The sequence below is a fragment of the Cellulosilyticum sp. ST5 genome (assembly GCF_046529625.1).
Taxonomy (GTDB): Bacteria; Bacillota; Clostridia; order Lachnospirales; family Cellulosilyticaceae; genus Cellulosilyticum; species Cellulosilyticum lentocellum.
This window is the reverse complement of record NZ_CP132338.1, coordinates 4,238,208-4,252,110: the sequence shown is the minus strand read 5'-3', so window position 1 is coordinate 4,252,110 and position 13,903 is coordinate 4,238,208. Positions and strand designations below refer to the sequence as shown.

At 35.4% G+C, this 13,903-nt stretch carries 13 protein-coding genes; 4 read left to right on the top strand and 9 right to left on the bottom strand.

Annotated features, from left to right (window positions below; all coding sequences use genetic code 11):
• Window positions 1–9 precede the first annotated feature (9 nt).
• Entirely contained in the window at window positions 10–1,308 is a 1,299-nt protein-coding gene (locus QTL86_RS20550) for a D-alanyl-D-alanine carboxypeptidase family protein (RefSeq protein WP_410495930.1), read from the top strand.
• 56 nt (window positions 1,309–1,364) lie between these two features.
• Here the strand turns inward: QTL86_RS20550 and QTL86_RS20545 are convergent, their stop codons facing one another.
• The 4 genes from QTL86_RS20545 to licT all read right to left on the bottom strand — a co-directional run bounded on the left by QTL86_RS20545 (window position 1,365) and on the right by licT (window position 5,784).
• Entirely contained in the window at window positions 1,365–1,445 is an 81-nt protein-coding gene (locus QTL86_RS20545; RefSeq protein WP_410497325.1) for a fasciclin domain-containing protein, read from the bottom strand.
• Window positions 1,445–2,866 carry a 6-phospho-beta-glucosidase gene (locus QTL86_RS20540; RefSeq protein WP_410497324.1) on the bottom strand — a complete coding sequence of 474 codons (1,422 nt, stop codon included), beginning with the start codon at window positions 2,864–2,866 and terminating at the stop codon, window positions 1,445–1,447. The genes QTL86_RS20545 and QTL86_RS20540 overlap by 1 nt, the downstream gene beginning before the upstream one ends.
• A gap of 77 nt (window positions 2,867–2,943) precedes the next feature.
• Complete coding sequence (locus tag QTL86_RS20535; protein ID WP_127064742.1) at window positions 2,944–4,812, bottom strand: beta-glucoside-specific PTS transporter subunit IIABC; 1,869 nt, start codon at window positions 4,810–4,812, stop codon at window positions 2,944–2,946.
• 135 nt (window positions 4,813–4,947) lie between these two features.
• On the bottom strand, window positions 4,948–5,784 hold the full coding sequence (licT, locus tag QTL86_RS20530; RefSeq protein WP_127064743.1) for a BglG family transcription antiterminator LicT: 837 nt from the start codon (window positions 5,782–5,784) through the stop codon (window positions 4,948–4,950).
• Window positions 5,785–6,153: 369 nt separating this feature from the next.
• On the opposite strand from licT, the gene QTL86_RS20525 reads away from it, so the two are divergent.
• The gene (locus QTL86_RS20525) at window positions 6,154–7,089 is read left to right on the top strand and encodes a collagen-like protein (protein WP_410495928.1); all 936 of its coding nucleotides are present in this window, start codon (window positions 6,154–6,156) and stop codon (window positions 7,087–7,089) included.
• Window positions 7,090–7,246: 157 nt separating this feature from the next.
• Here the strand turns inward: QTL86_RS20525 and QTL86_RS20520 are convergent, their stop codons facing one another.
• The 5 genes from QTL86_RS20520 to QTL86_RS20500 form a co-directional block, all read right to left on the bottom strand.
• Window positions 7,247–8,071 (bottom strand): TIGR02452 family protein, encoded by an 825-nt coding sequence (locus tag QTL86_RS20520; RefSeq protein WP_410495927.1) that lies wholly within the window; start codon window positions 8,069–8,071, stop codon window positions 7,247–7,249.
• Complete coding sequence (locus tag QTL86_RS20515; protein WP_410495926.1) at window positions 8,071–8,628, bottom strand: NADAR family protein; 558 nt, start codon at window positions 8,626–8,628, stop codon at window positions 8,071–8,073. The genes QTL86_RS20520 and QTL86_RS20515 overlap by 1 nt, the downstream gene beginning before the upstream one ends.
• A 1-nt stretch (window position 8,629) precedes the next feature.
• Complete coding sequence (locus tag QTL86_RS20510; protein ID WP_127064746.1) at window positions 8,630–9,637, bottom strand: AAA family ATPase; 1,008 nt, start codon at window positions 9,635–9,637, stop codon at window positions 8,630–8,632.
• Window positions 9,634–10,320 carry a nicotinamide riboside transporter PnuC gene (gene pnuC / locus QTL86_RS20505; protein WP_410495925.1) on the bottom strand — a complete coding sequence of 229 codons (687 nt, stop codon included), beginning with the start codon at window positions 10,318–10,320 and terminating at the stop codon, window positions 9,634–9,636. Before pnuC ends, QTL86_RS20510 begins: the two co-directional genes overlap by 4 nt.
• Window positions 10,321–10,409: 89 nt before the next feature.
• Window positions 10,410–11,339: an NUDIX hydrolase gene (locus QTL86_RS20500; RefSeq protein WP_410495924.1), complete on the bottom strand. Its 930-nt coding sequence runs from the start codon at window positions 11,337–11,339 to the stop codon at window positions 10,410–10,412.
• 1,080 nt (window positions 11,340–12,419) lie between these two features.
• Between QTL86_RS20500 and QTL86_RS20495 the strand changes: the two genes are divergently transcribed.
• Together QTL86_RS20495 and QTL86_RS20490 are read left to right on the top strand one after the other, a co-directional pair.
• A complete protein-coding gene (locus QTL86_RS20495) occupies window positions 12,420–12,920 on the top strand; it encodes a sigma-70 family RNA polymerase sigma factor (RefSeq protein ID WP_410495923.1) in 501 nt (166 codons plus the stop codon).
• Window positions 12,907–13,830 (top strand): DUF3298 domain-containing protein, encoded by a 924-nt coding sequence (locus QTL86_RS20490; RefSeq protein WP_410495922.1) that lies wholly within the window; start codon window positions 12,907–12,909, stop codon window positions 13,828–13,830. Before QTL86_RS20495 ends, QTL86_RS20490 begins: the two co-directional genes overlap by 14 nt.
• Window positions 13,831–13,903: the final 73 nt, after the last annotated feature.

Below are 13,903 nucleotides of genomic sequence, written 5' to 3'. Positions count from 1 at the left end.
CCCAAGGTAATGAAAAAGTCAGTTTATGTATTAACGTTTTTATTCATTCTATGTATTAGTCCTTCATTCTTAGCTAAGCCTACAGTTGAAGCTAGAGGCGCTATATTAATTGAGGCTAAAACCAATACCATTCTCTATGAAAAGAATGCTTATTCTAAATTTTATCCAGCGAGCATTACTAAACTTTTAACGGCTCTCATTATAGAGGAACAACTCTCTGAAAATCATATCATCACTAAAAGTCAAAATAGCGTTAATACAATTCCTAAAGATAGTAGTGAAATCGGCTTAAAGGTAGGCGATAGTTATAACAAAATCAACGGTCTTTATGGTTTATTATTAGGTTCAGATAATTTTATTGCTCATGACTTAGCCTTAGCTCATTCTGGTACTATAGGTAAATTTGCAGAGTTAATGAATACGAAAGCCAAGGCTCTTGGTGCTATGAATACTCACTTCACTAATCCTCATGGTTATCATGATCCTAATCATTATACAACCCCTTATGATATGGCGCAGATTGCTAAAGGTGCCTTTGCTAACCCTACTGTTCAGAAAATTGCTGGCACAGCTCAGTTTAATTTCTATGTGAATAATAAAAATAAATATATTCCTATAAAAAATACTTCTAGATTGCTAAAAAGCGAAACCCCTTACTATAATCCAGCAGTAGTGGCTTGTAAAACAGGTTACCATTCTGATGCAGGCCAAACCTTAGTAGCAAAAGCTGTTTATGGTGATATGGAGCTTATTGCTGTAGTCATGTATGAAAAAACACCTAATCAATACATAGATGTGAATAAACTTTTTGACTATGCTAAAACCTATTATGGTGTAGAGCAAAAAAGTGATATCTACACCCTTAAAAATAAAACCATTACCCCTTGGTCAGAACCTAGTATTACTAGAGCTGTAGAAAAAGGCTGGGCAAATAATGCTACTAACTATAATGATACCATTTATACCGAAGATTTAGTGGCAATGCTGAAAAAAGTCGGAGCAAGCTATAATGGCATAACCATGCAAGAAGTCTATGACTTAGTTGGGCTAAAAAAAGGAGATTTGATAACACGAAGTAGCTTTGCTGAAATCATGACCTTTGCCGCAAAGAAATGGCAGCTTACTCTAGCTATTACGACTACCAAACCTCTCCCTAGTGATGTGACTCATCTTTCTGACGACACTAAAGCTGCCATCTCCTATATGATAGACCGTGACTTAATGCTTCCTTCAAATTTTCTTTTTAATCCAAATCGCATATTAACTTTTGCTGAAGCAATTTCAACTATTGATAGACTTCCACTGTAGTATAAAAGGTCAAAAGGCTTATACATAATGTATGGCCTTTTGACCTTTTATACTACTTACTCATTATTAGGAGGCATCATCACTTTATCAATAATATGGATAACACCATTCTTAGTTACTATATCTTTCTTATGAATTATAGTCCATTATTCTCAATAATTTCTTTATACCAATCAAATGATTTCTTTTTATATCTTTTTAATGTACCATTACCGGCATTATCTTTATCTACGTAAATAAAACCATAGCGTTTTTTCATCTCACCTGTTGAGGCACTTACAAGATCGATACATCCCCAAGGTGTATAACCTAATAAGTCTACACCATCTTCTTCTACTGCTTCAATCATTGCCTTAATGTGTGCTTCTAAATAAGCAATTCTGTAATCATCATCTACTGTGCCATCTTCTTTTAAAGTATCTACTGCACCTAAACCATTTTCTACGATGAAAAGTGGTTTTTGATAACGATCATATAAAGTATTCATTGTAATTCTAAGACCAAGTGGGTCAATTTGCCATCCCCATTCACTTTCAGGTAAGTGTGGGTTTTTGATACCAGCAAAGGCATTCCCTAACTTTGGCTCACCTACTGTTGGATCTGCACTTACCACTCTTGATGAGTAATAACTAAATGCAATGAAATCTACTGTGTTTTCTCTTAAGATCTTTTCATCTTCTTGACCCATCTCAATTTGAATATTGTTATGTTCTAAGAATTTCTTAGCATAGTTTGGATATTCTCCTCTTGATTGAACATCAATAAAGAAGTAATTTTCTCTATCTTTACCTAATGCTGCAAATACATCTTCTGGTTTACAGCTATATGGATAGTAATCTCCTGCTGCAAGCATACAACCTACTTTGTTTTCTGGATTAATGTCGTGAGCAAGCTTAGTTGCTAAAGCTGATGCTACTAGTTCATTATGAGCTGCTTGGTATTGTACTTGAAGTTTGTTGTCTCCTTCTTCGAACATAATCCCTGCACCCATAAATGGTAAGTGCATGAGCATATTGATTTCGTTAAATGTCATCCAGTATTTAACTTTACCATTAAATCTTTTGAAAATCGCTTCACAATATCTTACATAAGCATCGATTACTTGACGACTTCTCCATGAACCATACTCTTCTACAAGTGTAAGTGGTAAATCAAAGTGACAAATTGTAACAACTGGCTCAATATTGTATTTTAATAATTCATCAATGAAATCTTCATAGAATTTAAGTCCCTCTTCATTTGGCTCTAATTCTTTACCAGTTGGAAAGATACGTGACCACACAAAAGAAAAACGATAGCATTTAAAGCCCATTTCTGCAAATAAAGCAATATCTTCTTTATAGTTGCCATACATATCAATAGCTTCATGAGAAGGGTAGTATGCATCCTCTGGTAAATCTTTATAGTGCATTTCACCTTTCATAATAGCTTTTCTATATTCTCCATGAGGAATGACATCTACTGTTCCAAGGCCTTTGCCTCCTGATAGATAACCACCTTCACATTGATTAGCAGCTGTTGCGCCGCCCCATAAAAAGTCTTTTCTAAGTCCACTCATCTTCTGTCCCTCTTTCCCAAAAGGGGATGCTACCAAATAGTCTCCCATTAGTACATCCCCCTTGTTTATATACTTTATTATTTTACTACTTTAATAACTTCTTCACCCATTTTTACAGCTCTATCAGTAATTGGTAAGACACTGCTATATTCAGCACTGTTAGTTACGATCACTGGTGTAATGATATCATAGCCTTCGCCTTTAATACCATTTAAATCAAAATCTACAAGTGGTGAGCCTACTTTTACTTTATCTCCTGCTTTAACATGAGCTGTAAAGTACTTACCACCTAATTTAACTGTATCAAGACCTACATGGATTAATAATTCTGTTCCATTATCATCTACTAAGGCAATAGCATGTTTTGTTTCAAAAATCATTGCTACTGTTCCATTTACTGGTGAAACCACTTTACCTTCTGTTGGGATAATAGCCATCCCTGGTCCCATAATTTCTTCTGCAAAAGTCAAGTCATTTACTTCTCTTAATGCTACTGCTTCTCCAGTAAGAGGTGCACAAACAGTTACCATTCCCTCTTTAACTAGTGCTTTTTTTACTTCTTCTTTTTTCTCTTCTACTGTTTCATCTACTGAATCTTTATAAAGTGCAAATGCAATAATAAATGCTACCACAATACTGATTACTACACCTATACATGCATAGTAGAAGTTAGACATTGAATCTCCACCGATATAAACTGGTAATGTTAATAGTCCTGGAGAACCTGTTGCATATCTAGCAACTCCAAATATACCGAAGAATAGACCACCAATACCTCCACCAATGATAGATGCATAAAGACCTATCTTAGTTTTTAAGTTTACACCGTATAATGCTGGCTCTGTAATCCCACATAAACCTGTAATACCTGCAGTACTTGCTAATTGTTTGAACTCTGAGTCTTTTGTTTTTAAAGAAATAGCTAATGCAGCTCCACCTTGAGCCACATTAGAAACCATCATTCCTGGTCCTACAAATGTATCATAACCGAGTGTCATAATGTTGTTGATTCCAATTGGAATAATACCATAATGTGTTCCTGTCATAACTAAAAGTGGTGATAACGCCCCTATGATTGTTGGTACTAACCAGCTTGCACGTGCTTCAATTGCACCAATACCAACTGCAACTTTATCGCTAATAATGTAACCAAGTGGTCCAACAACAACTAATGTCGCAATACCTACTACCATTGCTGTAATTAATGGTTTTAAAAAGAACTTAACTGCTTTTGGTGATACTTTATCAGCAAATGGTTCTACATAAGACATTAACCATACTGATAAGATAATAGGAATTACGCTTGACCCATAGCTGGCTAATGGAATATTCATACCGAATACTGCGATACCTGTACCTGCTTCTTTAGCAGCAGTAATCATGCCTGTAAATGTTGGATGAAGTAGCATTCCACCAATCATCATGGCCATATATGGATTAACTTTGAACTTTTTAGCTGCTGAATTCGCAAGTAAGATTGGCAAGAAGTAAAAACCTGCATCTGCCATAAAGTTTAATACTTGATAGGTTTGTGAATCATTAGTAATCAGTTTGGTGGTAATAAGAATGGCTAATACTGCTTTAAGCATACCTGCTGCTGTAATAGCTGGTAAGACTGGTGTGAAAATACCCGAAATCGTATCAATTACTTTATCCGCTATCTTACGATTATCTTTTTCTTCTCCAGCATTACTATTTTCTAATTTTGTCATGCCCATAATCTCTTTGAAAACATGTGATACATCACTACCAATAATAACTTGATATTGACCACCGCTACTTACAACACCCATAACACCTTTAGTTTGTTTAAGTTTTGCTGTATTGGCTTTCTTTTCGTCTTTTAAGGTAAAACGTAATCTTGTTGCACAATGTACAAGTGATGCGATATTGCTTTCCCCACCAACTAGGCGAAGAATTTCTTCTGCTAAACTTTTGTAATTCATCGTGTCATCCTCCCTTATTCTTTAAAAATGGAATAAAAAAATACCTAAATAAGAATCAATTAGCCGAAAACTAATTCATTTTTATTTAGGTATAGCCTACTTAAAGTAACAATCCTATTTTATATAATAATCTGTTTATATAGTTGTAGTAATACGATTAATGTGAATGGTTAAATAAATCATTTCATCTTCAGTAAGGTCACAATTAAATTCTTGCTTAATATAATCTCTTACCTTTAAAGTACATTCATACTCTTTCTTATATTTAAACTTTAAAACTTCGATAAACTGCGAGTCCTGATCCTCTATTTTTACCCCAGTGAAAATACGCTGAGCGAAAAATTTAAGGTGTGTGATAAAGCGTTCATAATGAATAGAGTATTCATCAAGTTCCAGTTTGAAATGGTATTTGATGATGCTTAGTATTCTTTGAATCATCTTTGTCATATCTGTGGTTTTTTCCATAGATAAATCATCCATAAGAGCATTTACAAAATGAAGGGCAATAAAACCAGCTTCATCCTCTGGTAAACTCACACCTAGTCTACGTGAAATAATATTAAGTGCTTCTTTTCCTACTAAAAACTCGTGATTATAAAGCTTTTTTATCTCCCAAAGTAGTGCATTTCTAATGACCACGCCATTTTTCTGACGTTCTAGTGCAAAATTAATGTGATCTACTAAGGTAATATAAATGTTTTGGTTTAACTTTTTACCTAACGAAGCCTTAGCAAAGCTAATAATTTCGTTAGTAGTTTGGATTTGTTCAAGAGGTATCTTTTCGAGAAGTTGAATAAGCTGAGAAGAGTTAGTTTTATCATTTACTGTATAAATCTTTTCAATTAAGCTTTCATTAATCTCGTCTCCTGGGACCTTTTTAAATCCTAGTCCACATCCCATAACCAATACTTCATTATTCTTATCATCAAAGGATTTGATGAGGTTATTATTAATGACTTTAACAACTTTCATAATCCGTGGTACCTCCCTATTTTATCCAAAAAAGGCTATACCACCTCCGTGAATAGAACAATAAATAAAACCTATTCATTCACAAAATGGTATAGCCTGCATTACCAGTAACAATCCAACTATTTTATTTAATTGATTATATTTACATAATATACGAATTTGATATATATGTCAAGTATCTATTGTGTTTTTTTACATTATAAATTATCGTCCAGACTTATTTTTATGAATTTTAACCAATTTTTCTTTACTGCTCTTTGTATACTAACCGGTTCCTTTTTAGTAAATTATTGCTATGCATTAATGTGACATTCGGCCCGTCAAATTCATATTATTAAAATAACACCATATTATATAAGGAGTTAAACTATGAAACAGACCCATCATGAACATCATACCGAATGTTCCTCTCATTGTCATTGTAATTGCTGTGAGAGTTGCTCTTCTAATTCATGCTGCGATGAACATTGTCCTAGTCCTCTGTGCTTTGAATGTACTGGTCCCACTGGACCTCGTGGTCCTCAAGGTCCTACTGGACCTACTGGGCCTACTGGGCCTCGTGGTTTTCAAGGTCCTACTGGGCCTACTGGTTCCCGCGGTCCTCAAGGTTTTACTGGACCTACTGGGCCTACTGGTCCCCGTGGTCCTCAAGGTCCTACTGGTCGCCAAGGTATCCAAGGCATTCAAGGCCCTATTGGTTCTACTGGTCCCCAAGGTGTCCAAGGTATCCAAGGTGTTCAAGGCCCTATTGGCCCTACTGGACCTCAAGGTCTTACTGGTATACAAGGTATTACTGGACCCACTGGTCCTACTGGACCTACTGGGCCTACCGGACCTCTAGGTAACCAAGGCATTCAAGGTCCTACCGGTCCTACTGGGCCTGCAGGAATACTCATTAATAATTATGCTCAATATACCTTTAATGACTTTGTCACTTCTTTAAATGATATATCTTTATTCCAAGCCTTTGATGTTGGTAGAACAACTAAACTTTTAAATGCCACAACAATACAATTAAAAGCAGGCTATACCTATCAAATTAGTTATATAGTACTAGGTACTCCTGGTGTAAATAGTTCTTTTCAGATTGTCCCCTATATTAATTCGTTATTCCAAGGCGCTTATGCTGCAACTGCTGTTACTAATACCGCTAGCAATGGTAATGGTACTGCATCAGGAACGTTCATAACTATTGCTGCTAGCACCTGTGCTGCAACTTTATCTTTTAAGTTTAGTAGCCCTATGACTTCTTCTGTTGGAGTACTTGGCTCTATTTCAATCGTGACCATTGCTCCCACTGCATAAGTTATTAACTAGCTTTGTATTTGAATAATATTTTAGAAAAGGGTATACCAATGATGTTCTTTCTAAATATAGTTGCTACTGGTAATTTAACAAAATAATAAAGGAAATATAGACATAAAGAGACTATCACTTCTCATGTCATAGTCTCTCTCTACTTTCAACTCCAAATCCTTTGAAATGCTCTTAAACATTTTTTATCTTTAGAGATATCTAAAATTGCGAAGCAGATCTCATCAAAATAAACTCCATAGTTTTCTTCTACTATTAGTTCCTTCCACCACTGAGCAATCTCTAAAGGATCATTTCTAAACACCCCACAACCATATGCCCCTAATATCAGGTATCTAGCTCCCTCATTAATAAATATGGCTAAGGCGATTCTCATACGTTCTTTCATAGCGGCTTTGGCTAAATCTATGGATTCTCTTTTTTGTATAACTTGCCCCATGTTAACTGCTGGCAGGGTTAATACAGATGCTGTCACTGGCTCCTCAACTAATTGAAAGTTTTTATCTCTAAAAAACACCACCTCAGGCGAATAGATTCCATGATGGGTATACATCATGGACTTAACCCCCCGGTTAGCTTCATAGTACCTTGGATGTTTGAGTTGTGTTCCATATAATCCACTAGATGCTGCTAGACTCTCTTCTTGTGCCATTGCTCCATTTAAAAATCCACCTCCCGGATTCTTAGCACTTGCAAAATTCAAGATACCTATTTGAGTCTTACCTTCTCTATTCCACTCAAAGATCTTCTCCACGGTACTTTTATCACATATACTTGTGATGGCCCTCTGGCCTTTCTTTTGCTTAATTATCTTTATTAATTCTAGACCTTGCTCTGGTGTATATAGCTTACTACCTTCCTCTGATTGCTTCTGTAATTGACTAATATCTATTTTATTACCATTAACTTCGTAATAGCCTTGCTTATAATATGCAACAGTTTCCTCTGCTATTTCTTTTCTTCCCACTTTCATCACCCTTTTCTCTTAAGGATTGCCTCTCTTACTTCTGTAAGGGCAAAACCTAATAAGTTTTTACCTTCCCATTTCATAGGATTTTCTACAGCTTCATTTCTTTTATCCATACCAATTCCCCAAATCTTATCCACTGGACTAGCTTCTACTAAAATGCTTCCTTTAGTGTTTAAAAGATAATTTAGTAATTCTGGATTTTGAGAGAACTTTTCCATATTTCCTCGTTTAACAATTTCATAACAATGTTCTTCCCATACTTCTTGTTTAAAATCTTTGACAAGACGACCTAATTCTTTCATTTGTTTAGGATGAGTAACCTTTAGAATCTTTTCTGCTACTTCCTCATCTTCAAATAACCTAGCTTTTTCAGCCATCATATATTGTTCCGCGCAGCTATACCAAATTTCATCTACTTGAAACTTACAAGGCCACCATTGACTAAAACAGCTGGTATCTATAGTATCTACTTTATTGGGTGTATGTCCCCAAAAGAATACATATTTATAAGTCTTTCCTAATTGATACTCCTTTTGCAAGCTTTCTAAGTCAAAAACCATATTAAAGCTCCTTTCCAAAGAAGTTATTATAAGGCTCAAAGCTTTCTAATACCCTCTCTACCTTTTTAATTCTTTCTTCTAGGCTTCCTTCTAAAGTAATATAAGGAATTCTTCTTTGTTTTAAGTCAGCAATAATCTGCTTATGAAATACATGTCTCTTTTGATCACCACTTCTATCCCAAGTATCATCATAAGGAATGTCATCTTCGCATAAGAAGAATAAATCATACCGACTACTATTCTCTAATGCTAATCTGGTAAGTAAATCTGGTGCTTTACCATGATAATCTAGCGCAAACATATAAGTGGTAATAGCATTAGTATCAACAAAACAATATTTATCAGCTTCTAAAAATGCCTTTTCTTCCCTTTCAATATGTCCTACGGCAATTTCATCAAAGGCCTCAAAGCTTATCCTGCGATCTACTTGATGTTCACTCCAATAATCCCTACCATACTCACTAGCAAAAGTCGTATGATACTTTTTCGCTAAAGCTTCTGTTATAGTAGATTTACCAGTAGACATGGCACCTACGAAAACAACTTTAATAATAAGGTCTCTATAAACAACATCGCTTAGGAATTCTTTATACTGATAAGGATTGGAGCGAATCATAGTTGCAGATATAGGTACTACTTCTCTCGCTTCATCTATTCTTCTATCTATGGCGCCTAAGGCCTTAGCCATATGTTCTCCATAGTATTCGCTGCAATAAAAGGCATCTACTTTCTTACCATTCAGTAATCCTAAAATATATTGCTCTTCTCTCATCTCATACTCTCTTTCATGAGAATACCCTACCGGTCCATCCCAAGCTTCTATGACTGTTACCTGAGGATACAAGGTTCTTATCCAATTAGCTCTTACATAAAGAGGTATTGGTATCACGTCCGTATCATAAATCACTACAATAACTTCATCATTTTCCTCAAGGGCTGTTTCGATAACATATTGATGACCTTTATGAAAAGGTGCATACTTCCCGAGTGTAAGTCCTACCTTGCTCATGCCGCCACCTCCTCACTTTGTTTACTTGCCCCCTTACTCCAAGTATATAGACCATAAAATGAATTGATTAAATAAGCACTCCACATAACAACCATAATAATACCATCCGGACTTCCTGCTACTGTTCTAATGCCCCACATAATGATAGTAAAAATATTAAGAACGATATAAACCATCCATTGCTCACGGTATCTCTTTACCATTAATATAGTTGCTACAATAGATAGGAGATTTGTCGTCGCATCTATAAAAGGTGAGTTTTGACCTTGTATGAGCGACAGACCATAACCTAATGCAATAATGCCTATCACACATATAACTCCTGTTATAAAAACCCCCTTTAAATTCATACGTTTCATTTCTACAACGCCTTCATCTAAGTGCTTTTTCCACATAATAAATCCCACTATATTCATAGGTACAAAGAATAGCAGATTTAATGCTACTTCTCCAAATAAACCATTTTGATAAGCAAGCCACGCATAACCAAAGGTATTATACATACCAAAAATATAGCTTGTAATATTTCCTTTAGCCGTTAATACGACACACAACACCCCCGTTAAAAACACAGTAAAGCCAAAGAAACTATCCTTTGTAGCAATCGTAATTCCTATAGCCACAGCGCAAAATAGGCCTAACCAAAGTAATTCATAAGCATTCCATTTTCCTATTTGTTTCATTTTTCTCTCCCCATTTCTTTTATTGTTCTCCTTATTTTGGTTTTCCTAATCTATTAATAAACCTTACTCTACTCATACAATGTAACTATCTAATCCATCCAATTTTTTTCATATAATCTAGATGGCCTATGTCCTACTTTATCTGTATAGTTCTCTGTTTCTTTTACTAAATCCACTATCTTTCTTCTAAAAGCAGCCTTTAATAAAGGTTTATCTAGAATCACTTCATAGACTTGTTGAAGCGCTGTTAAAGTAAATTGTCTTGGCATCAGATGCAAGGCTATATCTGTGTATTCTATTTTTCCCCTTAGGCGTTCTACAGCATAAGCAATGATTTTGGCATGGTCAAAGACTATACCGGAATTCTTTGTAATGAATAATTCACTCGTTCTCCCATTATCATTTATTACTATTTTCTTTTCTATCTCTGCTTGTAACTGAATTTTTTCTTTCTTTTCCTTCCTATCTACCCTATGGTTTTGTTCTTCTCTAGCTTCTAGACTAAGCTGATACCTTTCATATTTAATAAGCCCCCCCTCTTTTGTTTCTTCTGTTTCTTCTATTTTCTTATAAATAAGCTTAAACCATTTTGCCTCATCAGCATCATCTCCTGCTTTTAGTTTAACAAGACTTTGATCAACTAGTGCCATATAAGCACAGCTCATTACCCAAGTTCTTGGATCTCTCCCTAGCTCACTAAAGGTATACAACTGCTCTAGGTATACTTCTTGCACCCCAGTTTCTTCACAAAGCTCTCTTTGAGCAGCTTGCTCCGTTGTTTCTGTAGGCCTTACAAATCCACCTGGCAGTGCCCACTGACCTAAAAAAGGATGCTTTCCTCTTTTGATTAATAGAAGCTGGAGCTCCTTCTCTGGCAGCTTACGATAATTCTCTTTCTCTGATTCGGCCACAGTAAAAATCACCATATCTGTAGCTACTGAAGGCCTTTCAAACTCACTACTAGAATATGTGGACAAATATTCAGCTTCACTGACTTTCTTATGATTAATCTCTTCCATGCTATCCTTCTCCTTCTCTCAACCCGTGCTATCTATAAGTACGCTTATCCATTTATACTTATGGGTATTCTTTTCCATTGTCATCTCATAAATCTACTGTTAGTTGTATTCTGTTATTATCTTTTTGTTACTAACATAGTATATTATTTTTTCACGATAGTCAATATTCAGATTTTAACTTTAGAATTACTCTCCAAATTGAAATTTGTCGGGGAATTTACTAGGCTATTTGGGCGAAACTGAGAGAGGGTGACTATCCTGCGTGGCTTGGCTCCGCATTTTCAGTAGGCACTAAGCTCACTTTTTTGGATGAACGCCCACAAACTCGGTTCCCTCGAACACGTGGGCTAAGTACCATCCAAAACGTTCGCTAAGTGCCTACTGAAAATACTCCGAAGTCACCCCGCTAGGACAGCCACCCTCTCTCAGTTCTACCAACAATAACGCATAAAGCCACCTCCATTAAGTGTTTTTAAGAGAAAATAAAACTTGTTATTATCTCTTTTCAGCACTTCTCACTTAAGGGCTTGAACGTTTATAAGGTCAATAATGCTTGTAAGGCTCCCTAGCGTCCTTACAGAGCTACTTCTTGGCAAAACAGGCTTATGGGAAGCTTGATACGTTATTGCTCTGGGCGTCTGCCCCCGGCTTCGAGTATTTTTTAACTGTCGTTATGCCTTCTTTCCACGCTGCTTCACTGTCTTGGATGTTTATGAGGTCAACAACGTTTGTGAAAATGAGTGGGTATGGGTGCCTGGAGTAGTGACTTGGGAGCATTTTTTAGAAGCACTTAGTGAACATTTTAGATGGGTTTTAGGCAGCTGTTTGAACGAAGTGAGTTCTGCCGTTCATCTAAATAAGTGAACTTAGTGCTTCAAAAAATGTGAACCGGAACAACGGAAGGCACCCATACCCACTCATTTTCTCTCAGACGTACTTCTCATAAACGCCAAGACAAATTTCAATTTACTTAACTTCAATAAAAGAATATTTTACTCACTTGAAACTTCTACTAGCCTTAACTAGTCTAATAGATGTAATAACCCATTAGAAACTACTATGATCATAGAAGGTAAGCATATGGAAAATAAAATCATTAACTATCTCATTGAAAATAAAGAAAAATACTATCGCATAGCCTATAGCTATGTGAAAAATAAGGAAGATGCTCTTGATATCGTTCAAGATGCCATTGTCAAAGCTCTTCGATATCAGCATACCTTAAAGGATGTGAACTACCTTAATACTTGGTTCTGTAAGATTATCATTAATACCTGTAAAACATATTTACAAAAGAAAAACCGTTACATAGACACCCAGGATGAAGCTTTAGAAAGTTATGGTGAACCCACCTACGACCATTACAAACCTTTTGAACTAGAAGAAGCTCTAGACCACTTATCCTATAATGAAAAAACCATTGTTCTTTTAAGGTATTACAATAGCCTAGAACTTAAAGAAATAGCCCATATTATGGATCAAAATCTTAGCACTGTTAAGTCCACCTTATATCGTGCATTAAAAAAATTAAAACCTTTATTAGAAAATGATTATCGAGGTGAAGCCCATGAACAAGTATAAAGCAGACGAAACACATAATGAACAACTAACCAATCAACTTTTAGAACACATGAATACTATTGAAATTCCTAAAGAACTAGATAGCCTAGTAAATGTCGCTATTGAAAAAGGTAAAAAAACAAAAAGGATGATTATTATGAAAAAATGGATTAGAAATAGCGCTGCCACTGCAGCTGCAATCATTGTTGGTTTTGTAGGAGCTGCTAACTTAAGTCCTACTTTTGCTAAGTCTTTAAGTGATATTCCAGTTCTTAATACTTTAGTTAAAGTTGTTAGTTTTAGACAATTTGATTATCATGAAGATACCTATGAAGCTACTATAGATACACCTGTATTAGAAGGCTTAACTAATGAAAAACTAGAAGCTACTTTAAATCAAAAATACCTAGAAGAAAACAAAAAACTCTATGAACAATTTGAAAAAGACGTTGCTGACATGAAATCTTTTGAAGAAGGTGGCCACTTAGGCGTAGATTCTGGTTTTGAAATTAAAACTAATAATGATCAAATTCTATCTATCGCTCGCTACGTCGTGAATACTGTTGGTTCTTCTTCCACAACTATGACCTATGATACTATTGATAAGCAAAACGAGATAATTATTACACTTCCAAGTTTATTTAAAGATGATAGTTATATAGAAATCATCAGTGAAAATATTAAAGAGCAAATGAGAACCAAAAGAGCTGCTGATTCAAACTTAATGTACTGGATTGCCGGTGAACCTGATGCTATTGATGGCTTTGATCGCATTTTAGCTGCCCAACCATTCTATATTACAGATCAAGGTAAACTTGTTATCTCCTTTGATAAATATATTGTAGGACCTGGCTCTATGGGTATTCAAGAATTTGAAATCCCAACTGATACGATTCAAGATATTCTAGTAAGCAATACCTATATTAAATAAATCTCACCCATTTAAAATCCCAAGAACTTTACACACTAAAGTCCTTGGGATTTTTTTACATAAAGATTACGTT